The organism is Pseudomonas sp. GM21, from assembly GCF_000282215.1.
Lineage (GTDB): Bacteria > Pseudomonadota > Gammaproteobacteria > Pseudomonadales > Pseudomonadaceae > Aquipseudomonas.
Map to the genome: position 1 here is coordinate 1 of NZ_AKJS01000003.1, position 23,441 is coordinate 23,441.

The 23,441-nt window shown below is 58.8% G+C and carries 18 protein-coding genes and 1 pseudogene; 6 read left to right on the forward strand and 13 right to left on the reverse strand.

Annotated features, from left to right (window positions below; genetic code table 11):
• Positions 1-685, forward strand: a pseudogene (locus PMI22_RS28930) (toxin); the annotation flags it as partial.
• 95 nt (positions 686-780) lie between these two features.
• On the opposite strand, the gene PMI22_RS28925 reads toward PMI22_RS28930, so the two are convergent.
• The 13 genes from PMI22_RS28925 to yaaA form a co-directional block, all read right to left on the reverse strand.
• Positions 781-2,232 carry a mannose-1-phosphate guanylyltransferase/mannose-6-phosphate isomerase gene (locus PMI22_RS28925; RefSeq protein ID WP_007942256.1) on the reverse strand — a complete coding sequence of 484 codons (1,452 nt, stop codon included), beginning with the start codon at positions 2,230-2,232 and terminating at the stop codon, positions 781-783.
• Between the two features lie 255 nt (positions 2,233-2,487).
• The gene (locus PMI22_RS28920; protein WP_007942257.1) at positions 2,488-3,141 is read right to left on the reverse strand and encodes an alginate O-acetyltransferase AlgF; all 654 of its coding nucleotides are present in this window, start codon (positions 3,139-3,141) and stop codon (positions 2,488-2,490) included.
• Between the two features lie 17 nt (positions 3,142-3,158).
• Positions 3,159-4,334, reverse strand: a complete 1,176-nt coding sequence (locus PMI22_RS28915; RefSeq protein WP_007942258.1) for an alginate O-acetyltransferase — start codon at positions 4,332-4,334, stop codon at positions 3,159-3,161.
• A gap of 11 nt (positions 4,335-4,345) precedes the next feature.
• On the reverse strand, positions 4,346-5,911 hold the full coding sequence (locus PMI22_RS28910) for an MBOAT family O-acyltransferase (protein WP_007942260.1): 1,566 nt from the start codon (positions 5,909-5,911) through the stop codon (positions 4,346-4,348).
• Positions 5,912-6,056: 145 nt separating this feature from the next.
• Positions 6,057-7,178: a mannuronate-specific alginate lyase gene (locus PMI22_RS28905; protein WP_007942261.1), complete on the reverse strand. Its 1,122-nt coding sequence runs from the start codon at positions 7,176-7,178 to the stop codon at positions 6,057-6,059.
• A gap of 8 nt (positions 7,179-7,186) precedes the next feature.
• Positions 7,187-8,635, reverse strand: coding sequence for an alginate O-acetyltransferase (locus PMI22_RS28900; RefSeq protein WP_007942262.1), 1,449 nt, complete (start codon positions 8,633-8,635; stop codon positions 7,187-7,189).
• A gap of 10 nt (positions 8,636-8,645) precedes the next feature.
• Positions 8,646-10,232 carry a mannuronan 5-epimerase AlgG gene (gene algG / locus PMI22_RS28895; protein ID WP_007942263.1) on the reverse strand — a complete coding sequence of 529 codons (1,587 nt, stop codon included), beginning with the start codon at positions 10,230-10,232 and terminating at the stop codon, positions 8,646-8,648.
• Positions 10,233-10,258: 26 nt separating this feature from the next.
• Positions 10,259-11,740, reverse strand: a complete 1,482-nt coding sequence (locus tag PMI22_RS28890; RefSeq protein WP_007942264.1) for an alginate export family protein — start codon at positions 11,738-11,740, stop codon at positions 10,259-10,261.
• Positions 11,737-13,107 carry an alginate biosynthesis TPR repeat lipoprotein AlgK gene (gene algK, locus PMI22_RS28885; RefSeq protein WP_033048613.1) on the reverse strand — a complete coding sequence of 457 codons (1,371 nt, stop codon included), beginning with the start codon at positions 13,105-13,107 and terminating at the stop codon, positions 11,737-11,739. The genes PMI22_RS28890 and algK overlap by 4 nt, the downstream gene beginning before the upstream one ends.
• A 66-nt stretch (positions 13,108-13,173) precedes the next feature.
• Positions 13,174-14,343, reverse strand: a complete 1,170-nt coding sequence (locus tag PMI22_RS28880) for an alginate biosynthesis protein Alg44 (protein WP_007942266.1) — start codon at positions 14,341-14,343, stop codon at positions 13,174-13,176.
• 36 nt (positions 14,344-14,379) lie between these two features.
• A complete protein-coding gene (gene alg8, locus PMI22_RS28875; RefSeq protein ID WP_007942267.1) occupies positions 14,380-15,861 on the reverse strand; it encodes a mannuronan synthase in 1,482 nt (493 codons plus the stop codon).
• Positions 15,862-15,955: 94 nt separating this feature from the next.
• Positions 15,956-17,272 carry a nucleotide sugar dehydrogenase gene (locus tag PMI22_RS28870; RefSeq protein WP_007942268.1) on the reverse strand — a complete coding sequence of 439 codons (1,317 nt, stop codon included), beginning with the start codon at positions 17,270-17,272 and terminating at the stop codon, positions 15,956-15,958.
• 824 nt (positions 17,273-18,096) lie between these two features.
• Positions 18,097-18,876 (reverse strand): peroxide stress protein YaaA, encoded by a 780-nt coding sequence (gene yaaA, locus PMI22_RS28865; protein WP_007942270.1) that lies wholly within the window; start codon positions 18,874-18,876, stop codon positions 18,097-18,099.
• 240 nt (positions 18,877-19,116) lie between these two features.
• Here yaaA and PMI22_RS28860 point away from each other — a divergent pair, with 240 nt between their 5' ends.
• From PMI22_RS28860 to moaE, 5 genes are all read left to right on the forward strand, one after another.
• Positions 19,117-20,241, forward strand: coding sequence for a polysaccharide deacetylase family protein (locus tag PMI22_RS28860; RefSeq protein WP_007942272.1), 1,125 nt, complete (start codon positions 19,117-19,119; stop codon positions 20,239-20,241).
• Between the two features lie 346 nt (positions 20,242-20,587).
• Positions 20,588-21,982 (forward strand): PhoH family protein, encoded by a 1,395-nt coding sequence (locus PMI22_RS28855; protein WP_007942274.1) that lies wholly within the window; start codon positions 20,588-20,590, stop codon positions 21,980-21,982.
• 176 nt (positions 21,983-22,158) lie between these two features.
• On the forward strand, positions 22,159-22,632 hold the full coding sequence (gene moaC / locus PMI22_RS28850) for a cyclic pyranopterin monophosphate synthase MoaC (protein ID WP_007942277.1): 474 nt from the start codon (positions 22,159-22,161) through the stop codon (positions 22,630-22,632).
• Positions 22,629-22,871: a MoaD family protein gene (locus tag PMI22_RS28845; RefSeq protein ID WP_007942278.1), complete on the forward strand. Its 243-nt coding sequence runs from the start codon at positions 22,629-22,631 to the stop codon at positions 22,869-22,871. Before moaC ends, PMI22_RS28845 begins: the two co-directional genes overlap by 4 nt.
• 3 nt (positions 22,872-22,874) lie before the next feature.
• A complete protein-coding gene (gene moaE, locus PMI22_RS28840; RefSeq protein ID WP_007942279.1) occupies positions 22,875-23,327 on the forward strand; it encodes a molybdopterin synthase catalytic subunit MoaE in 453 nt (150 codons plus the stop codon).
• The last annotated feature ends 114 nt before the right edge of the window (positions 23,328-23,441 follow it).

Here is a 23,441-nt window from a genome sequence, read left to right on the forward strand (position 1 = left end):
GGCGGGGGCCGAGGCCGGCGGTGCCATTGGTGGGTTGGCAGGTCCTGTGGTTGGCGCTTTGGGACGAAAAGCGGGGGCGGCTATCGGCGCCAAGGCGGCAAATGCTCTGATTTCCAAGGTGGTGGACACCTTTCGACTGGAGCGGCCGATCAACTTCAAGGGCAATGAAATGAACCCGAAATCATTCATTGAGGGCGTTGAACCGAAAAAGAAAACCAACCTCCAGGAGGTAAAATTTCAGCTATCGGCAATAGACCCGCGAACACAGGAGGGGCGAACTCAGCTGGGGAAGAAAGCCGCTACCGCCATTGTCGAGAAAATTGTCGAAACGGTCGCCAGCAAGCTGGGATCGGAGGCGCAAGGGCTGATTAATACGGGGCGCGATTTTTACAAAGCCTCTCAAGGACTGAATGCCGCGTCGCTTAGCGAGGTTTTCGACGATACGCCAGCGATGATCGATATGCTGGAGTTCAGAATGCAGGCGATCAAGACTGAATTCGCCGAATCCGGTAGCTCGAACCCGGAAACCTTTGAGCGAATTTCCGATCTTTCGACGCAGACAGGGGCGATGGTTCAGCAGTTGAATAGAAACCAGGACTTGATGGGGCTTCTCGCGCCTAAACCTTATGCGGGTAGACGGCAATCGCTCAATGGACGGTCCGGCTCAGCTCCGGCTCGGCGGTAGTCACAAGGCTGGCACCCATAAAAAAGCCCCCGCCCAACCCACTGCGGATAGGGAACGCAGCGGGCTGGACGAGGGCTTCTTGTTTTACTGCGCGTTTACTGCGCGATGGTTTTCACCGACACGCCGCGCTCGATCGGGGTGGAGCGACCGTAGATATCTTCAAAGCGCTCGATATCGTCTTCACCCAGGTAGCTGCCCGATTGCACTTCGATGATCTCGAGTGGAATCTTGCCCGGGTTACGCAAACGGTGGACCGAAGCAATCGGGATGTAGGTCGACTGGTTTTCGCAAAGCAGGAACACGTTGTCGTCGCAGGTCACTTCGGCGGTGCCGCTGACCACGATCCAGTGTTCGGCGCGGTGGTGGTGCATTTGCAGCGACAGGCACGCGCCCGGTTTGACCGAGATGTGCTTGACCTGGAAGCGGCCGCCCATGTCCACCGAATCGTAGGAGCCCCACGGACGATAGACTTCGCAGTGGTTCTGGGTTTCGCTGCGACCCTGTTCGTTGAGGGTGTTGACCATCTGTTTCACGCCCTGGACCTTGTCCTTGTGCACAATCATCATGGCGTCTTTGGTTTCGACGACCACGATGTTTTCCAGGCCGATCACCGACACCAGTTTGCCGTTGCCGTGGATCATGCAGTTTTTGCTGTCCTGAATGATCACGTCGCCTTTGGTGACGTTGCCATTGGCGTCTTTTTCGTTCACTTCCCACAGCGACGACCAGCAACCGACATCGCTCCAGCCGGCCGTCAGCGGTACAACGCAGGCGCGCTGGGTTTTTTCCATCACCGAGTAGTCGATGGAGTTGTCCGGGCAGCAGGCGAAAGTGGCTTCGTCGAGAGTGATGGTGTCGTTGTCCTGGTCGCTGCGCTCAAGGGTCAGCAGGCAGGTGTCGTAGATGTCCGGATCGTGTTTCTTCAGCTCTTCGAGGAAGCGGCTGGCGCGGAACAGGAACATGCCGCTGTTCCAGAAGTAACCGCCGGAGGCGACGAACTCGGTGGCGCGTTTGACATCCGGTTTTTCGACAAAGTGCGAGACGCGGCTGACGCCTTCCGGCAGCAGCGAATCGTTGGTCGACTTGATGTAGCCATAGCCGGTTTCCGGTTTGGTGGCCGGGACGCCGAACAGCACCATTTCGCCGTTTTCAGCTGCGACGGTGGCCAGGGCCAGGGCGCGTTGCAGGGCTTTCTGGTCTTCCAGCACGTGGTCAGCCGGCAGTACCAGCATCAGCTCGTCGCGACCTTCATTGACCAGCATCATCGCGGTCAAGGCCACAGCCGGCGCGGTGTTGCGGCCAAACGGTTCCATCAGGATGCGCTGGACTTCCAGTTTGCGCGCGCTCAACTGTTCGTTGACGATAAAGCGGTGGTCCTTGTTGCACACCACAATCGGCGTGTCCATGCCTTCGAACACCAGGCGTTCCAGGGTTTGCTGGAACAGCGTGTGCTCACCGGTCAGGGCGAGGAACTGCTTAGGGAACTGCTTACGCGAAAGCGGCCAAAGACGTGAGCCACTACCACCTGACAAGATCACCGGAATCATGTTGTTACTCCTTCAAAATCGATTGGTTAGAGCTACGTACGTTCTGTCGTTTCACTCTTGTTCTTATTCCGTGGCCAAGTCGTTTCACCCATGTAGCAGCTGCCGAGCCTGCGAGGCTGCGTTCGGCGGCGAAGCCGTCGTAAATCCGGTCAACACGGTCGTTCAGAAAAACCGAGTTGCCTGGATTGCGACTGCAGCGCAGTCGGACGCAGGCTTCGCCAGCTGCTACAGGGGATCATCGTCCTGACAAATTGGTTAGCGCGTCGAAACCGGGCGTTTTACCCAGACTGGCGACAGGCTGCTGCCGTTGCCGGTGACGTACAGCACCGCCGCTTCACCGCGTTCCAGGGCAACCGGTTTGACGTCGCCGACTTTCTTGTCGCCTTCAAACAGCGCCAGGCTGACTTTCACCGGGTTGATCTCGCGCTCGCCACGGCCCTTGGCGGCCACGCTCGGCACCACGTCGGTCTTGCCGTCAGCGGTTTTCAGGGTCAGGGGTTTGTCGCTCAGGTTCTGCAGGCGCACCAGGGACTTCTGCTTGTTCTTGAACGGCGGTTCTTCGATCAGTTGCGGTGCGCCGCTGGCGTTGTTGACCAGGGTGTAATAGTGATCACTGGCCAGTTTCACCGGCAGGGTCTGGCTGCCGACCTTGGCGCTGTAATCGCCGCCTGGCATGAAGCTGAAGTCGGTGCTGGACAGCGGTGCGACGTCGCTCAGGTTGGTGCTACCGACGGTGGCGCTGACTTCAGCGTTGCCGGCGTTGAAAACACGCACGAAGCTCGAACCTTTCGGTGCGGTCGGGCCGTAGAGCGCGGCATCGCCGGCGAAGGCTTGCATCGACAGAACGCTCATGCCAGCGACGAGTGCAAAGGTCTTGGCGAGACGGCGAGGAGTTGTAGTGAAAGTCATGGTAGTACCTCTCTCTTTCAGTTTTGCGCCCGGTCGGGCGTCTCGGATTTAGTGTTTGCGGCTACGTTTTGTTGGCGGGCGCCGGCTTCTTTGAGCTCTGCGACCCACTGCGGGTCGGCGTCGCCGATTTCGTTGTTCACGGGCAGATAACGTTCAGGAAACTCCCAGATCAGCACCTGTGGCGGGCTGTTCTTGAAAGCATCGCTTTTCAGGTAGCTGAGCATCGGCAGAATCGGGCCATGGCCGTCTTCGGCGTAATTGACCACGTCGCTGCGCAGCGCTTGCTTCAGCGCGCCGACAAAATTCCAGTTCGGGTTGGCGCTGTAGCTGGTGCCGATCAGGGCCACCGGCACTTCAGTGTTGGCGAACAGCGCGTCGTCACCGGTCGGCAGATCTTGCGCCGCCACGGTGTTGCGCTTTTGCAGCGGTTCAGGCGCCGGCATCATGTTTTCGAACAGCGGGTCCAGCGGCAGGAACAAGCGCAGGTCGCCCTTGTGCGTGATTTTTTCCGCAGGTTCGGTGACGAAGTTTTGCGGCTCGCCGCTCAACGGGAATTTGTCAGCGATGGTACTGGCCAAGGCTTCGGCAGCGATTTGCGCGCCTTCCGGGGTCCAGTGGGTGTCGGTGCGCAGGAACACTTGCTGACCGTTCTGCTTGGCCTTTTGCATCGGGCCGAGCAAGTCGGGGGCGAGGATCTTGTCGGCCGCCACACGGGCATGGAAGTCCTGATAGAGGTTGGCGTGAATGCTCGAAGGCTTCGCCTCACCCAGATGCTCCGGGTACAGGCGCGTCTTGGCCGGCACGATGGCCATGACCAGTTTCACGCCTTGCGCTTTCAGGGTCTGGCGCACGCCTTCGACCAGCGCGTAGTTGCCTTGCAGGTTCAACTCTTCGTTGACGATCGGGTTGAACTCTTCATCGCTGTAGAGCCACTGATCGCGACCGAGCACAACGCCCGGACGACCTTCGTTGAACAGTTTGAAATCCAGCGCGGCCCAGAGGTTGGTGCCCAGGCGCTTGATCGGAAACTCGTCGTCGTAGTGCGTCTCCACGGCCTTGGTCCAGCGGCCGTTGAGCACCGTCGCGTCGGCGTTGGTGCTGAAGCCCAGGAAGCTGCGCGTGGACCACAGGCCCAGTACCGCCAGGGTCAGCAGGAACAGGGCGATGTAGAAGATGCGTAATGAGCGGGTCATGGTCAGATCCCTCAGAACTGGAAGTAAAGGAACGGCGAGAAGCTTTGCGCCGAGAGTTTTAGAATCGAAGCGATGAACAGCACCAGCACCAGCGTGCGCATCACGTAACGCGACCAGTCAGCGGTCCAGTACGCCGGTTGCACGGTGGCTTCAACGCCAACGGTGTAACCCGGTTGGTGGATGCTGGCCGGGTTGTCACCCGGTACGGCTTTGATCATTCCAGGGGTTGCGCCGGCAGGACCATCGGCCTCGACATTCACGGCAGGCTTGGTCTTCTCAGGCGGACGGTTGGTGTAGAAATCACGGATGCCGAAGAACGCCAGCGTCACGTAAGCCACCACCAGGGTTGCCACTTGCAGGCCGGTGAGGCTGGCCTGGTTGAGTTCCGACAGCGACCATTCGCCGAAGCTGAACATCGCGCCGTACATACGGCCGGCGACGTGCAGGTTTTCTGCGCGGAAGATCACCCAGCCCATCACCACCAGCAGGAAGGTCAGTGCCCAGCGGATCGGGTTGATGCTGCGCGGCGAGGTGTTCAGGCCCAGCGCTTTTTCAATCGCCAGCCACATGCCGTGCCATGCACCCCAGACGATGTAGGTGATGTTCGCGCCGTGCCACAGACCACCGAGCAACATGGTCAGGAACAGGTTGCGATAGGTCATCAGCGTGCCTTTGCGGTTACCGCCCAGCGTGATGTACAGGTAATCACGCAGCCAGGTGGAGAGGCTGATGTGCCAGCGCCGCCAGAACTCGGTGATCGACTGGCTGATGTACGGCTGTTTGAAGTTTTCCATGAAGCGGAAACCCATCATCAAGCCCAGGCCGATGGCCATGTCGCTGTAGCCGGAGAAGTCGAAATACAGCTGCGCGGTGTAAGCCAGTGCGCCAAGCCAGGCATCGCCCGTGGTCGGGTTTTGCAGGGCAAAGCAGTGGTCAGCCACGACTGCGAGGGTATCGGCGATGAAGACTTTCTTGATGAAACCCTGCATGAACCGCGTGCAGCCCTCGGAAAACTTGTCGAGGGTGTGGGTGCGGTTGTTGAACTGGTCGGCGAGGTCGCGGAAACGCAACACCGGGCCGGCAATCAGGTGCGGGAAGATCGCCACGAACGCCGCGAAGTCGATCAGGTTGCGAGTCGCCGGGGTGTCACCACGGTAGACGTCGATGATGTAGCTGATGGACTCGAAGATGTAGAACGAGATACCGATCGGCAACAGCACGTGGGTCAGGATGAACGGCGACAGGCCGACCGAGGTCATCATCGCGTTGATGCTGTCGACGCCGAAGTTGGCGTACTTGAAGTAGCCCAGGATGCACAGGTCGACGGCGACGCCGAGCAGCAACCAGCGCTGGGCCGGTTTGGTGCGCACACCTGCTGCACCGACTTTGAGGCCGATCCAGTAGTTCCACAGCGTGACGGCGGCGAACAGCGCCAGGAAGTCCACACGCCACCAGGCGTAGAACATGTAGCTGGCGATCAGCAGCAGCAGGTTGCGATAGCGTATTCCGCTCAAGTAGTACAAGCCGAGAAAGATCGGCAAGAACAGAAACAGGAACACATTGGATGAAAATACCATCCCGATCTCTCCGTGTTTAACCAACAGTCAAGGGCCAACGGCCCCCCCAAACCCCCCACTGAAATCTGGAGAGCTACGATCGTTCCCACGCTCTGCGTGGGAATGCCTCAATGGACGCTTTGCGTCCGCCTCATTTGTGTAGGTGCTAGGACCCTTTGCCTTTTTCATTGGCCGGGTCGTAGACCTTGGTCAAATCCCCGCCGAGGCGGAAGGTCTTGAACGGTTGCATCCCGTGCTTCTTCTTCAACACATCCGGCGCGCAGGTGTAGAGCGTGCAGTACGGTTCGAGCCAGGCAAATTTCGAGTCGACCTTGAGGTCGGTCATGTCCTGTTCCTTGCCGTTCTTCTTCTCGAAGATGTCCGGGTCTTTAACCCCGGCCAGCACTTGATCACCCAGGCGTTTCAGCGCGCCGTTGTTTTCCTGGCGCACATCCACACCGTTGACCTGCGCAAAACTGGCGATCATCGCCAGTGGCGGCAGGGCGTAGTTGTGGTAGGCGAGGGCGCGTTGCTGGCGTTTGAGTTCGTTCGGCAGGAAACCCTGCGCGTCGACCTGGTTGGCGCCGACCTTGTATTCCTTCACGGCCCAGTCAAACAGGTCGCGACGGTTGGTCGCGATCGACGTGGCCATCACCGACCAGGCCGCCCAGTACGAGTGATTGTTGGTTTGCTCAAGCGGCAGGTTGTCCCAGTCGCTGACCACCTGATCGGCCATTTTGCTGAACCAGGCTTCGATCAACTGGGACTCTTGCTGATGGTTGGCCAATGGATTGGAGTTGGAGAACTTCAAGCGGATATACGACGAAGCCATGCTGCCCAGGGCCCATTTGCGCATGGACTTGCCGGTGTGGTTGAAGTCCTTGGACATCAACGCATCGGCCTTGGCCCAAGCCGTCAGCCAGCTCAACGTGCATTCCAGTTGTTCCGGACGACCGTCACGCATGAATTGCATCACTTGCTTGCTGGTGCCGCGCTCGATTTTGGTGATGTCGGCGGTGCTGTCGCGAAAGGCTTTTTCCGATTGCTCGTTCAGGGTCGAACGGGCCTTGTCGGAGCCTTCATATTTGCTGCGAAATTGCAGCGAGCCGGTGTACGGCGTCGGGATCGCATCACAGCTTTCGCCGCCGTCGCCGGTTTTGATTTTTTCAATCGGCGCGAAATAACCCTGGGGCGGGCGTAGCGGCGCGGCGGCCTGGCTGGCACCGGCGAACATCGCCAGGGCCAACAGCGAGGGCGCGATCAGATTTTTCAACGTTCGGTTTTGCATGGCAGACCTCATTGCCCGACCGAAGCAGTACGCTGCTCGGCACTCGGGAACACGTTGCGTTTGCATATTTTCGCTTCGACTTTCTGCGGCGCGGCACCTGCTTCAGGGCCCTGGACTTCGACGGCCAGCAGATTCTGCGAGGCCCAGTCTTCGTCCGTGCGCAACTCAAAGGCGAAACGCCCGTCGGTGTCGGAGGTTTCCGGTTTTTCGATCTTGATGTCCTCGTGGCGACCGTTCATGTACCAGAGGGTGGCTTGCAGGGTTTTCACCGACGGATCGGCGAAGCGGATATCAACCTGGTGGCTGCTGTTTTGCAGGTTCAGGTTCTTGCTGTTAACCATCAATTCATTCTTGCCCGGTTTCAGCGTGGTGCTGCCGGACATCTGTACAGCCTTGCCTTCGCAACCGTTGTCCAGCAGCGCCATCATCTGGCGGTAGATGGTTTCCTGGTCGAGGCGATAAAGCGGCGAGAACTCCCAGATCAAAATCTTTGGCGGCTTGGTCTGGAACTCTTCACTGCCCAGGTACTGGAGCATCGAACCTTCCAGGCCACCACCGGGGAACGCCACGTTGAGGATGTCGGCGCCGATGGCCTCTTCGAGGAAACCGGAGAAGTTGTAGTTCTTGCCGCTATGGCTGGTGCCGACCAGGGTGATCTCCGGGTTGCCGGCGTCGCTGAACAGATCGCCGTCGGCGGCTTCGCCCTTGGGCTCGGTGGTGAACTGATCCATGTACTGGACCGCGTAGCTGGTGCCACAGAGTTGACCGGCCATGTTGTGTAACGTTCCGGTCTTGCCCATGCGACCCGACTTGTGGGTCTCGAATTCGCGTTTCGCAATGCCGGCAAATGCCGGGATCTGCTTGACCTTTTCCGCGACGATTTTCGCCGTGCGTTGGGCACCATACGGTGTCCAGTGCTGGTCGCCACGGAAGTAGAAGTCGTGGGCGGGCAGGGTCTCTGGCAGCGATTCGTTGGTCAGCGGTGACAGGTCTGGAACCACGTAACCCATGGCGGCGAAACGCCCGAGCATGGACTTGTAGTTCCTCAAAGCCTTGTCGAAATCGTACTTGGCTTTTTCTTCCGGGTTGAGCTTGTTGCGGTTCACCAGGCCACGAGTGGGTTGATAAACAACAACGAGCTCCACGCCTTTGCTCTTGAACGCATCGTGCAGTTCTTTCATGCGTTTGTAGCCGGCGGGGGTGGTGTCGAACTCGGTGCGCAAGTCTTCCTGGGTACGGAACAACCAATCGCCCTGAGCCTGCACCAGCGTGGTGAAGTTCTGCTGATAACGCGTGGTGTAATTCTTCGCGTCATGGGCTGCGGGGCACAGGTTGCAGCACGGTTCGGCGCTGAAGCTGGGTGCCTTGACTTCATCGGCACGAACACCGCCGCTGGCCGCGAGAATGCCGGCGGTCAGGGCCGACAGGCTGAGTAATTTGATCAAGTGTGTGTGCATAAAATTATCCTCAGTCCCGCATTTCAGTCTGGCGTTCGACAGGGTCGATCAGCACGGCTTTCTGCTGGCGCACCAGCAGGTCGAGAATTTCATCCTGACGCTCGCCGAGAATCCCGCTGAAGCTGATGCCGCTGGATTTGGTCGGGGCGAGCATGGACACGCGATACAACTCGACGCTCAGCGGCGAGTCGATGGACAGCGGGCCACTGCCGTTGCCGGCCAGTTCGCCGCCGACCACGATCAGCGATACCTGGGCATCGAACGGGTCGAGCTTGATGTCGCGGTCGGTGTCGCTCAGGTCTTTGATGTGGCCGTAGACGCCGGTCAGGCCGTTGGCCAGGGACAGGTTTTCGTAGAGGCGAATGTTCACGCTGTTACGAATGCGGATGCCGTGGCGTTTGTTGCTGATCACCTTATTGCCGTAGATCAGGTTGTCGGCGCTCTCGTAGAGGGTGATGCCGTCGGTGTGGTTCTTGTAGATCTCGTTGTAGGCGATCAGGTTGTTCACGCTGTTACGGTCGATCACCAGCCCCGAGAGCTTGTTGTCGTAGCTGCGGTTGTTGAAGATGAAGCTGTCGTTGACCTCACGGGAAATAATGATCCCGTGCTTCTTCTTCGTCCCGTAGACGGTGTTGTCGGCAATGATCAGGCCGTGGGAACGGTCGTGTGGGTCGATACCGTAGACGATGTTGTCTTTGTAGGTGTTGCCCTTGACCACGAAGTCGCGGGTTTCATAGCAGTAGAAGCCGTACCACATGTCCGAGAACTCGGAGCCGACGATCCAGCCCGTCGGTTCAGGGCGCTTCAAGACCTTGGCCATGTTCGGCGTGTACTGGGAAATACTCACGCCGTAGGACTTACTGTTGGCGTAGCCGAAACTGGCGATCTTGCTGTTGGCGATGTAGGTTTCGGTGCCACCCCAAGACAGCATGAACGGACGGAATTCCTTGGCCGACTTGAAGGCCGCCGGGCCGCTTGTCTTCTCGCTCCATCCCGTGATTTTGGTGTCACGCACAAACAGCTGGCCGTCGTTGACCAGGAACGAACCGGCCTCTTGGGACAGGCGCAATTCCTGGGTCTGTTTGTCGATTTCCAGAATGCCCTTGTTACCCACCACAATCGGCAGCTTCGCCAGGAACACGCCCGGCGAGGTTTCGCTGAAGTACTGCTTTGGCAGCTTCTTCGCCAGGTCCTTGAGGTTCATGTAGCCGTCGTCGATGAAGATCGCCTGCGGGATGCCGTGCTGACGCACCACCCATTCGGCCATCTTGTTGTCGCCACCGATGAAGTCCTTCAGGGCGTTTTCCTGCATCATCCGGCGCACGCTGATTTTGCCGGCCTTGGTGCGCACGATTTTCGCGGCGATGGCCTCGGCGGTGAAGCCAGAGGTGTCCGGCAGTTTTGGCTTGGCAAGCTCCAGCGGTGCAGTCGGCGCGCTGCTGACGGTGTAGGTCTTGGCCTGTTGCAGTTCCTTGGCCATGGTCGCCGGCTTGCCCGGTTTAGGTACAGCCGGTTCCACGTTGGCGAAGGCGGCCGCACTCGCCAGCAGCATCGCGCCGGCCAGCAAGGTCATGGAACCTTTTTTGGCACTGTTCATGTCGGGCACTCCCTTCGCGGTTTGCATCAGAAGCGCCAGACCACGTCGATAAACGCGCGGTGCATGTACGAATCGACTTCCTTGCCATACGCATCACCGGGCTTGAACACGCCACCACGGAAACGCACCAGCGCCGAAGGCTCATCGATTGCCTGGCTCAACGATGCCGGCAGCAGGCCTTGCTTGAAGTACTTGGTGACGACCAGGTCCATTTCCTGACCGAGGTCTGTGTCGCCATTGTTCAGGGGCAGGGAGCTGGTGGAGAGAATGGCGCCGGTGGCGTCGTCGGTGTTGTTCTGCACAGCGTCGATGCCGTTGCTGCCGATCGGCTTGTTGCCGTCGACACGCCAGAATTTGTGGTAGATCAGGGTGGCGTCGTACTCGTCATTGAGCATCCACGAACCGAACAAAGTGCCGCTCTGCAGGTTGCTCGCCTCGCCACGGAAGGCTTCGCCGAAACGGTGTACCCGCGAGCGCGTGCCGGTGTAGTTGGAGCGGTTGCTTTCCAGGCCGTTCTGTTCGTAATCGCTGCTGGCACGGGCATAGGCCGCACCGACTTGCCATTGCGGATCGAGGCGCAGGCGTACACCCAGGTCGGTGGCCCAGCCATCGACGTCGCCGCTGCTCTTGGGTTGTGCCGGAGCGGTGCCATCGGCGTTCAACGGGTTGACCGTGTCGCGCTCGCCGCTCATGCCAGTGACGCTGGCCCAGTAGTTGACTGTGTTGGTATTGCGCCAGTTATAGGCATCGCTATCGGCGTTGAGGCCGAGCCAGCTGATGTTGCCGTTCTGTTTTTTGTCCAGAGAGTCGCTGGCCTCACCCGGTGTCGGGTAGTCGAGCTTGCCGTCATCGTGGGCGTGATGGCCGCGGATGCCGACCCAGTGACCCGGTGTCCACTGGTACGCCGCATCGGCGAAGGCGTGCAGGCGATCCTTGTCGTCCGGCGCCAGCTCTGTCAGGTCGGTACGGTACTCGCTGAAGCGTTCGGCAATACCGGCGTTGGCGCGCAGCAGGGTGGTGTCGAAGGTCCAGTTCAGCGCTTCGATGTTGGTGTCGCGCCACTGGCCGTCATCATTGTGCAGGCGCTGGCGACCGAGCTTGAGGTTCTCGCCGGGGTATGGCGTGAAGCCGCTGTAGCCGACCCAGAACTCGCGCATCGCCAGGTAGTTTTTCTTCGCCTTGCGATCACCGACATCGGTGGACTCGGTGCCATTGCCCTGTTGCAGGGTGTCGGTTTCGATGATGTCGGTGGAGGTGACCGCCTGCCCCATGGCATAGGCGCTCCACGCGCCACTTTCGCCATAGACCCATGGCCGCAGATCGAGACCGACACCGTTGACGTCGCCGCCACTCTGGGTGCCCAGGTCAACGTCACCTTCGGACTGGCCGGTGATTTTCACGTCAAGGCCGTAGTTCTTGGTTTCGGTCGCTGCCGCCAGGGTCGGACACGACCACAACAAGGCGAATGTCAGGCCAATACCGGCCTGAACGAATGGATTCAACTTCATAGGGATTCCTCGCCGTCTTCTTCTTGCAGGGCATGCAGTTCCAGCGTGTTCTGACTCAAGGCACCACGAACGGCCTGTTCTTGTTTCAACAGGCGTTGGGCCTCGGCGAGCTGGGCAGGCGGCAGTTGTGCTTCGAGTGTTTGCGCAAGCTCGGTGGCTTGCGGGGTGTTCTGTGCCTTGGCCAATTGGCTGAAGACATAGGCGTTAAGCGGGTCGGGCTTGGTGCCCTTGCCTTGGGAAAACAGCTGGGCGATGGCGAAGTCGGCACTGCTCTGGCCGTTGCGCGCAGCGGTCAGCAAGTGATCCAGGGCTTTTTGCGGATAGACTTCGCCCAGGTAACCACGGCGATAGATCTGGCCGAGGTAGTAATCGGCGGCCACTTCGCGGCCGACGGCTTTCTTGAAATGTTCTTCGGCAACCTTGGCGTCAACCGGGACCATTTTGCCTTCGTAGTAGAGCTTGCCCAGCAGCAGTTCGGCGCGTGACTGGTCGGCGGCGCGACCGTTGTCCAGGTACTTCATCATCTGGTCGACGTCACCCAGTTCAGGGAAGTCGTAGATCAATTGCGCGAGGGTGACCCACGATGCCGGGTAGCCCGGAGCGATGGGTTCGAGCAGCGACTGCGCGGTTTTCTCGTCGGTCTTGCCCAGGGTCGGATCGGCGAGCACACGGGCGACACTGTCCACCCGCTGCGCGGAGACGGTGCCGCGAGCGTGTGCGGCTTGCATCTGCTTGATCAGCTCGGCCTGTTGCTCGGGCTTGGCCTGTTTCTGATAAACCGTGGCCAGCTCGACGTAGCAGATGTCAGTGGTGTTCAGCGCGGCTTTGCAGATGCTGGCGACTTCGTCCAGGTGCTGGTCGTAAGTGCCCTGGGTGCGATAGAGCAGCACTTGGGCCAGACCGGCTTCCGGCTTGCCTTCGGCACGCCATTGGCTGATCTGCTTCTGCGCATCGACATTCGGGAAGCTGTGCGGGTATTGCAGGTACAGCATGGCCAGCGGGATCAGGGTGTTGCCTTCGCCATTGGCCGAGGCTTTTTTCAACAGGGCTTCGGCTTCGTGCTGCTCGGCTTCGGTGGAACCGGGCTTGGCCACCAGCAGACGACCCAGGCGAGCCTGAGCGCGCGGCGAGACGTCGGCCGCGGCGCGGTAAGTCGCCTCGGCTTGTTTGACCTGCGCCGGGTCACGGCTGTCGACCTGGATATCCGCCAGGCCCACTTGCGCTTCGCTGTAGCCCAGGTCGGCCAGTTGCTTGTAGTTCTGCTGAGCCAGCGCCGTGTCACCGCGCTTGAGGGCTTCGTTGGCCAGACGCTGATCGGGCAGGCCGGCACAACCGCTGAGGCTGACTGCCAAAGCCAGCGCACACATCACAATCCCACTGGGGATATGCGGTGTGTTGGATATTTTTGTGATAGTCACGGGCATTTCCTCGACTTAAAGACCAACAGCCATGGCTTTGTCGATCAGCCAGTTCAGGTTCGGGCCGCGATCGCTGTTCACTTCCACCGGGCGACCGGCGAGGCCGCTGTCCAGGGCTTCATCAGGCTGGATCAGCACGCGGATGTCAGACGACAGGTCTGCGCTTTTCAGGCTGGTACTGCTGACGATCTTGCCGGTGCGGGTCTTGTCTTCGCCGGCAACCTGGAAGCTGACCGCAGTACCCGGACGCACGTCGCGGAACTGGCGATAGGAGAAGCGGGCTTCAACGTTGGCTTCGCTGTTACGCGGCACCAGCTGGAAGATCACGTCGCCCTTGCTGGCGTACTGACCGTTGGCAACCAGTTGTTGCGCCACGGTGCAATCGCAAGGCGAGGTAAGGGTGCCGGTCATTTGTTTGCCGAACAGTTCTTCAACCTTGCCCGGTTTCAGTTGGTCTTCATCCAGATGCCCTTTGAGTACATCGAGCATGCTGGTGCTGAAGGTGGCGAGCGGGGCGCCTTTGGCGGCAATGCCGTCGGCCTTGATCAGGCTCTGCACGGTACCGTCACGCGGCATGGTGATGCTCATGCCCGGCACGCTGACCAGACCGGCCTGGGCGTGGCTGACGAAGTACATGCCGTACACCGATTTGAAAATGAAACCGAATGCCGCGACGCCGACGATGAAAACCCCCAGGCTGAAGGTCACTGCACGCAGACGACCGAACGCAGTCATGCCGTGGCCGCCATCACTGACCTTGCGCGCCTTGGTGAAGTTATCGCGCTGCAGGGTCGCCAGCATTTCACCCATGCTGACGATGTCGCCGGCCAGGTGAGAAGTGATCAGGTGACGCAGGGTGGAAATGTCTCGCGGTTCCAGGTTCTGGAACTGGCAACCGGCACGGCCGGTCTCGCGGTCGAAGGAGCGAACCTGCAGCTCCACGTCCATGGCCAGGCCGAGGTTGTCGATGACGAATTGCAGACGGGCCTTGTACACGTCACCGATCTTCAGCGGCAATTGACCGGCGTTGAACGACAGACCGCCAGCGGAAAGGTCGATAACCCGGGCTTCGACCGGAGTCCGGTCAGGGCCGAAGAAACGCAGCTTGGCCGGGATTTTCACTCGGGCGTGTTGGCGCTGGGCTTCGGATTCATGCACTACGTTGGCGTTGACGGCGGTATTCATAGGGGCGATTTCCTGGTTAATTCAATAAGGGGGCGGTCAGACCATCATCAGCAGCACGGCGACAAAAATGCTGCCGGCGGAGAAGGTCATGGTCCGAGACGACCAGGTGTTGAACCAACGTTGAAAGCTGGCGAGATCACGGGTCAGGGAAGTGGGCTGGCGAGTCCAGGATTGTTGGTCGAGGCGGAAGAACACGTAGATCTTCACCAGCGCGCCGACGATCTGGTTGTAATAGAGAATCGCCGGGTAGGCCGGGCCGATCCGGTGACCGGAGCAGGACAGCAGCAGGGTCAGGATCAGGCGGGTAATGCCGATCCACAGCAGGTACACCAGGATGAACGCGGTGCCGTACTTGAAGCTGGCGATCAGCGCCACGGTCAGGCCCAGCAGGGAGGTCCACATCGACACGCGCTGATCGAACAGCACCACGGAAGTGAACGCACCAAGGCGTTTGACCCCCAGGCCCAGGGCGCGGGAGTTCTGCCGCAGGTTGTTGCCGTACCAGCGGAACATCAGCTTGCGACTGGCCTTGATGAAGCTCTTTTCCGGCGGATGCTCGACGGTGTTGATCGCTGCGTCGGGCACGTAGAAGGTGTCGTAGCCCAGACGCATCAGGCTGAACCAGCTCGACTTGTCGTCGCCGGTAAGGAACTTGAAACGACCCAGACGCCAGTGTTGCAGCGAGTCGCTTTCCACGTCGGCAATGAATTCCGGGTTGGTGACCACCGTGGCACGGAAAACCGACATGCGCCCGGTCATGGTCAGCACGCGCTTGGACAGGGCCATCGAGCACATGTTGATGTGACGCTGGGCGAAACGCAGCTTGTGCCATTCGCTCATGATGTAGCCACCGCGCACTTCGCAGAACTCGTTGGTGGTCAGGCCGCCGACATTGCCGAACAACTGGAACCACGGCACGGTCTTGCGCACTACGCCTTCGCCGAGCACGGTGTCGCCATCGATCACGGCCACCACGGCACGGTCGTCCGGCAAGTGGCGGGAGATGGCGCGGAAACCGTAGGCCAGGCCGTCGCGCTTGCCGGTGCCGGGAATGCGCACGAAGTCGAGTTTGACCCGGGCCGGCGGGTTCATCCGGGCCCAAAGGCTTTTCACCAGTTTCTCATCGGACATTTCCACGATCGAGCAGACCATGGTGGTCGGCAGGCCGCAGTCGATGGCTTCGCGAATCACCGAGGCGTAAACCTGTGCGGTGGTCAATGCGTCGATACGGAAGCTGGTGACCATCAAAAATACATGGGACGGGTCCGCCGCTTTACCCAGCTTGCGCACTTTGCGCCGCAGGTGCGGGTAGACCACGTACAGAAACAGCATGCCGCGCAGAAAATGCGTGGCGCCCATCGAGTAACGCCAGATCCCGATAAAACCAATCAGGAAGATGAAGTCCTTCGACTCGGAGTCGAACGTGGACGCAGGCAACGCCATGGCGATGCCCATCAATAAACTTAGGTAAAACAGCCAACCGGCGGCCTGAAGCAGGCCGTGCTTTAGCCTGTGCATAATCGGAATCCTAAAGTCAGTTGCAAGCCCCAAGCTTCAAGCTCCAAGTGAGGAGCTTTGACTTGCGGCTTGAAGCTTGAAGCTTGCGGCTGCTTTACCAGCAGATGCCTTCGGTACGCCCGGAAACGCTGGTGGCTTTGGTCATGAAACCGACCAGATCGACCACTTGCTTGCCGTGCGGAGCGTTCTGCGCCAGGGCGCGGAATTTCTCGTCACGGTTACCGAGGATGATCACGTCGGAGTTGTTGATCACGTCGTCGAAGTCGGAGTTGAGCAAGGACGAGACGTGGGGGATTTTCGACTCGATGTAATCCTTGTTCGCACCATGGACACGGGCGTATTCGACGTTGCTGTCGTAGATGCTCAGGTCGTAACCCTTGCCGATCAGCATTTCCGCCAGATCAACCAGCGGGCTTTCACGCAGGTCGTCAGTACCGGCCTTGAAGCTCAAGCCCAGCAGGGCGACTTTGCGTTTGTCGTGGCTGGAAACGATGTCGAAGGCGTTCTGCACCTGGGACTCGTTACTGCGCATCAGCGAGTTCAGCAATGGGGCTTCCACGTCCAGGGAGCCGGCACGGTAGGTCAGGGCACGCACATCTTTTGGCAGGCAAGAGCCGCCGAACGCGAAGCCTGGGCGCATGTAGTACTGGGACAGGTTCAGGGTTTTGTCCTGGCAGACCACTTCCATCACTTCACGACCATCAACACCGACAGCCTTGGCGATGTTGCCGATCTCGTTGGCGAAGGTGACCTTGGTGGCGTGCCACACGTTGCAGGTGTACTTGATCATCTCGGCAACAGCGATGTCCTTGCGGATGATCGGCGCGTCGAGCTCTTCGTACAGCGATTGCAGAACGTCGCCCGACGCTTTGTCGAATTCGCCGATGACGGTCATTGGCGGCAGATCGTAGTCGGCGATCGCAGTACTTTCACGCAGGAACTCAGGGTTCACTGCCACACCGAAATCAACGCCGGCTTTCTTGCCGGAGCAGTCTTCGAGGATCGGGATCACCACGTTGGCCACGGTGCCCGGCAGCACAGTGCTGCGAACCACGATGGTGTGACGGGTGGTCTTGTCACGCAGGACAAAACCGATTTCGCGGCACACGGCTTCGATGTAGTTCAGTTCCAGGTCGCCGTTCTTCTTGCTCGGCGTTCCGACGCAGATCATCGACAGGTCGGTGTCACGAATCGCCTCGGCGAAGTTGGTTGTACCGCGCAGTTTGCCAGTATCGATACCTTTGCGTAGAAGCTCGCCCAGACCCGGTTCAACAATCGGTGATTTACCGGCGTTGATCATATCGATTTTGTCTTTGGCAACATCGACGCCAACGACGTCATGGCCCCGTGCAGACAGGCAGCCAGCACAAACAGCGCCGACATAACCCAAACCAAATATGCTGATGCGCATCGCAATTACCTCTCTGTTATCAAGACTGTATTCACAAGCCATTAGATGGCTGGAGTTAAGGGTTTTAACGGTCATAGTGCACTCGAAAGTGCGGCTTACAGGCGCCACAATGCCGTGTGCGGGCATATGAAGTTTCGAGTGTGTAAATAAGTGCACTCAAGATGTGCGTAACTAGGCCTTGTTCTTATGACGTGCCCTGTAATGCATCAGGTCCTCTGGCCTGAGGACGCTGGTACAAGGATCTTGCGCGCTCAATGCCAGGCAATATGCCTGTAAATCAAGCGGTTGGGTGCTCTGGCGAGCACGTTTATAGGGGCGCTGTCATGGCCTTGTAGGGGATATTAATGGTGCATATCGCCTGTCCTGTGTGTGTTGCCCAAATAAGCGACTCATGATCAGAAGTTAATGTGACAACTTCGCTACGTGAATGGCTTGTCTGCGTAAGTTATCTCGTACAAGCACGACGATAATCGTTACCGATGGTATGAGCTATGCATTTGGACATAGTTCCAGTCCGCCCATCGCGAAATCTGAAATTTCTTGAAATATTGAAAAAGATGGCACTGCTCTCATATTGATGGCACGAGCAGTTTCAGCCTTTATATATAGGGGTAAAACAGAGCTCGATAGTTTTATGCCACTACCGATAAAAAATTTCAGTGCCACTACTGAAAAAAAACATCGAAGTCGAGTGAAACTAAAGTTAGCAAAAAGGGTGGTGTTTCTTTGGCGCCAATAAATCGGCTAATCGGGAGGGCGATTGTTGAACGATCTGCGTTGGGCGCTCGACGAGGTTGGTGATGTCGTGCGCCCTGTGTGTGCATTTATTCTGGGGCGTGATCGCGCAGGAAAACCAGATGGTCCGGTTTGGATTGCTCGGCGCTGTAGCGGTAACCCTGAACGTCAAATTGCTTGAGGTCGGCAGGGTTATTGATGCGCTCTTCGATGACAAAGCGGCTCATCATGCCGCGGGCTTTTTTCGCGTAGAAACTGATGATTTTGTACTGGCCGTTCTTCAGGTCCTTGAAGTCGGTATTGATGATGCGCGCGTTCAAGGCATTGCGTTTGACGGCCGAGAAATACTCGTTGGACGCCAGGTTCAGCAGCACGTCATCGCCTTGATCGGCCAGCGCTTCGTTCAGCCATTCGCTGATGCGCGTGCCCCAGAAGGCATACAGGTCCTTGCCACGGGCATTCGCCAGTTTGGTGCCCATCTCCAGACGATACGGTTGCATCAGGTCCAGAGGTCGCAGCAGGCCATACAGGCCGGACAACATGCGCAGATGCTGTTGGGCGTAATCGAAATCGGCTTCGCTGAAGGTTTGTGCATTAAGGCCGGTGTACACGTCGCCTTTAAAGGCCAGCAGCGCTTGCTTGGCGTTTTCCGGCGTGAACGCGGGTGTCCAGCTCCCGAAACGTGCGGCGTTGAGCCCGCCGATCTTGTCGGAGACGTGCATCAACTCACTGATTTGCGCTGGTGTCAGATCGCGCAACTGCATGATCAGCTCTTGGGAGTGATCGAGGTACTGCGGCTGGGTAAAGCGCTGGGTCGCCGGCGGTGTTTCGTAATCGAGGGTCTTGGCGGGGGAAATCACCATCAGCATGAAGTCGTCTCCTTTAATCGTGGGCGCGATTCTAGGGGGTTGTCCGTGTTGACTCCAGCTATGGGTGTCATAGGTGATGGGTGGTGCCATGGGACAGATCGCAGCCTCGCGTTGCTCGACAGCTGCTACGGGACCGGGTTGACGTCGGAAGGTGTAGCAGCTGTCGAGCAACGCGAGGCTGCGTTCTTTTGATCGTCTCGATATATAGTGCCGCGCGGGTTTTGTTATGGAGACATCCCATTGCGTATCGTTTTTCTATTCTCGGCCTGGCTGTTGAGCTTTGGCGCCATGGCGGCGCCCGGCGATGCAGCGACGCTTGATCGCAGCACCTGGCCTGAGAAGCTCAGCAGCCCGACCCTGTTCGACGTGGCGTCACGGGCCGAAATCCTCATGTTTGCGCGCGTGCTTCTGGCCAGCGAATCGCTGGATGAACCCGCTCTGGCCCAGCATCTGGGGTTGCGCAAGATCAATCTGGAAGCGGTCAATCAACTGCGCCAGCGCCTGTGGCAACGCCTGCTGACCAACTACAACTTCGCCCAGCAAAGCTGCGATCAGGATGCGTCTTTCTGCTTCCTGGTTGAAGACATGGAGACCTTGCGCGGGCAAGCGGCCAAGTTCCAGGTCAGCGACGAGAGCTACTACATCAAATGGGCCGAACCGAGCCGGTTGTTCCACGCCCAGTACCTGGACGAGCAGCTACGCAAGGCAGCCCTGTTTCCGCAGACCAGCAGCGAAGTCGATCGTTTTGGCGACTATGAGCGCAATGGCGACGGGATGCATGACCGGTTGTTTTTACTGACCTTTGACAGCGCCGCCAACATCACACCAGACAACACCGGTTGGGTCACCGAGTACCTGCGCAAGTCGAATATCAGCGGCACTTTTTTCGTCCTCGGCAAGGACATTCAGACGCGCCTGGCCGAACAATCTGTGGCCAGCCTGCAAGGGATGTACTCGCAGCAGTGCATCGGCGTGCAGGGCTGGGAGTTCCGTTCCCACAGCCACTGGCAGGACTGGCAGGACTCGGTGCGACGCAGCGTCGAGCTGGTCAAAAGCAAGTTGCCGGAGAATTACGTGCCGCTGTTTCGTCCGCCCGATGGCCAACGCCGCTCCGATGCCGAAAGCTTCTTCAACGCTCAGGGCTTGCGGGTAGCGCTGTGGGACATTGATGCCCAGGACGGAGCCGGAAAGCTCAAGGGCAGCCCGAGCGCGCAACGCGTGTTGACGCTGATGCTGCTGTGGCGCCACGGCGTGATCAATTTCAATGTGAAGCAGGACGCGGTGAAAACGGCGCTGCCCTGGCTCATCACGCAAACGGCGCAAAGCGGGATCGGTTGGGAAGACTGTCAGGTGGGGTTTCGCTGAAACGCAGCTGATTGGCACAAGCGCCGTAAACATTGGGTTTTTGGCGTTTTTGGGAGGGATTTCGATGCAGGCGGACTTCCGACTTTAACGGGGTGATGGCAGTCCGCCAAGTGTTATTGGTCACTCTGAAAAATAAACTTCAAAAAAACGTCAAAGTACTTTTTTCTGTCATGGGTTTTGGAGTATTACGAAGGCAGACCGCCGAAACCTGCAACACAGGTGGCGTCTCCCAAGACCCAACTTGTGTGCAGTTCACTTGAATCCTCGCAGGTGAATTCGGTGGCCACTTCGAGGCGCAGCACTGTCATGGTATTGCGTCGACTGGCTCCCACAAAGGTGACCGAGTATGGATGATCACGGACGTAGTTCTTCTTCCAACCAGCCAATCCTTTATGTACTCGATACCAACGTATTGATTCACGATCCAAACGCCCTGCTTAACTTCGAAGAACACCACGTTGCCATCCCGATGACCGTGCTTGAGGAGCTGGACAAGCTCAAGAGCGGGCATCACAGCGTGGCTGCGGAATGCCGTCAGGCGATTCGCCTGATCGACAAGACGCTGGGCGATGCCAGTCCTGAAGATGTAGAGCTGGGGGTTCCGATCCAGCGGGGCAAAAGTGGACCCAAGGGTTTGCTGTCAATTCTGATGAGCAAACGCGCCGAACCGAACATCATTCTTCCCGAACACCTGAACGACAACATCATCATCAATCAGTTGATTGATCTGCACGCGCGCGAACCCAAGTTGCCCGTTGTGCTGGTCACCAAAGACATCAACATGCGCCTCAAGGCTCGCGCTTGCGGGATCGCGGCCGAGGACTACAGCACAGACCAACTGGTCGACGACGTTTCATTGCTGCCCAACGGTTACCACAACATGACCGGCTCCTTCTGGGACCGTGTGAGCAAGGTCGAAACCCGTCAGGACCACGGCCGCACCTGGCACGAGGTGCAACTGATCGACAACCTTCCGGCGGTGCATGTCAATGAGTTCATCATTGATGAACAGGGTTTTGTCGGCTGGATCAAGGAAATTTCAGAAGACCGATTGCTGATCCTGGATCTGCATCAGGAACCGCTGCTGCACCAGGAAGCCTGGGGCCTTAAACCGCGTGACATCTATCAGAGCCTGGCGCTGTTTGCCTTGCTGGACCCGGATATTCACCTGGTCAACCTGACCGGTGCGGCCGGCTCGGGTAAAACCATCCTGGCCCTGGCGGCGGCGATCGAGCAGACCATGGTCAGCAAACGCTACCGCCGGATCATCGCCACCCGCAGCGTACAGGGCCTGGACCAGGAGATCGGCTTCCTGCCCGGTACCGAAGCAGAAAAAATGGAGCCTTGGCTGGGTGCCATCACCGACAACCTCGAAGCCTTGCACATGGATGACGAAAACACCCATGGCAGCGTCGACTACATCCTCAGCAAAGTGCCGTTGCAGTTCAAATCCCTCAACTACATTCGAGGTCGCAGCTTCCAGCAGAGTCTGATTTTGATCGATGAATGCCAGAACCTGACACCGCACCAGATGAAAACCATCATCACCCGTGCCGGTGCCGGTTCCAAAGTGGTGTGCCTGGGCAACCTGGCGCAGATCGACACCCCTTACCTGTCCGCGACCAGCTCCGGGCTGACGTACCTGACCGAACGCTTCAAAGACTTCCCCAACGGCGTGCACATCACCCTGCAAGGGGTGCCTCGCTCGATTCTGGCTGAATACGCAGAGTCTCACCTCTGAGCTGCAAGCTTTAAGCTGCAAGCCGCAAGTTTCAAGCGAACCAAGTGAACTTCACTTGCCGCTTGTAGCTTGCGGCGTTCGGCTGCTTAAATACTCCCTTCCCAAACCTGCAACCGGACTGCGCTTTTCACTTGCCGCTTGTAGCTTGCCGCTTGCAGCTGCCTCAAGGAGGCCTCGTGCTGACTCATCTCGATTCCCAAGGTCGCGCCAACATGGTCGACGTTACCGAAAAAACCGTGACGTTCCGTGAGGCGACGGCCCAAGCGCTGGTGCGCATGCTGCCCGACACCCTGCAGATGATCGTCAGTGGCGGTCACCCGAAGGGGGATGTGTTCGCCGTGGCGCGTATCGCCGGCATTCAAGCGGCGAAGAAAACCAGCGATCTGATTCCTCTGTGCCATCCGCTGATGCTGACGGGTGTCAAGGTCGAGCTCAGTGCCGAAGGTGATGACACCGTGCGCATCGTCGCGCGCTGCAAGTTGTCCGGGCAGACCGGTGTCGAGATGGAAGCGCTGACCGCCGCCAGCGTGGCGGCACTGACGATCTACGACATGTGCAAGGCCGTGGATCGCGGGATGACCATCGAAAGCGTGCGGTTGCTGGAGAAGGTCGGGGGCAAGAGCGGGCATTTCCAGGCGGATCAATCATGAACGTCACCGTGAAGTTTTTCGCCCGTTACCGCGAAGCGCTCGGCGTGGACTCGGTCGAGGTTGAAGGTGATTTCGCCACGGTCGACGACGTGCGTGCGCTGCTGGCACAGCGCGACGGAGCCGATGTGCTGAGCGAGCAGAACCTGTTGTGCGCCCGCAATGAAGACCTTTGCCAGCTCGACGAACCGGTCAGCGATGGCGATGAAGTCGCGTTCTTCCCGACCGTGACCGGGGGCTGACCCATGGCGATTCGCGTGCAGTCCGCGGCATTCGATCCCGGTGCTGAAGTCAACGCCATGCACGCCACCAATGTGGGCGTGGGCGCGGTAGTGAGTTTTGTCGGCTATGTGCGCGACTTCAATGACGGACTCGATGTGGCCGGAATGTTTCTTGAGCACTATCCGGGCATGACCGAGAAGGCCTTGGGCAAGATTGCCCTGGAGGCTGAGCAGCGCTGGCCACTGTTGAAACTGGAAGTGCTGCATCGCATAGGCGCCCTGGAACCAGGAGAGCCGATCGTCTTCGTCGGCGCCGCCAGCGCCCACCGACAGGCGGCTTTCGACGCCTGCGCCTTTGTCATGGACTACCTGAAAACCCGCGCGCCGTTCTGGAAGAAAGAAGTCACCAGTGATGGTCCGCGTTGGGTTGAGGGGCGTGACAGTGATCATGCGGCGGCGGATCGCTGGAAGAAGTAGTTGCTGCAGTGCCCTCAAGTCAGTCATCGCCAGCAGGCTCGCTCCCACAGTAGGTCTCCATGAACACAATATTTGTGTTCGACAAAGATCCCCTAATGAAATGGCTACCCCCGC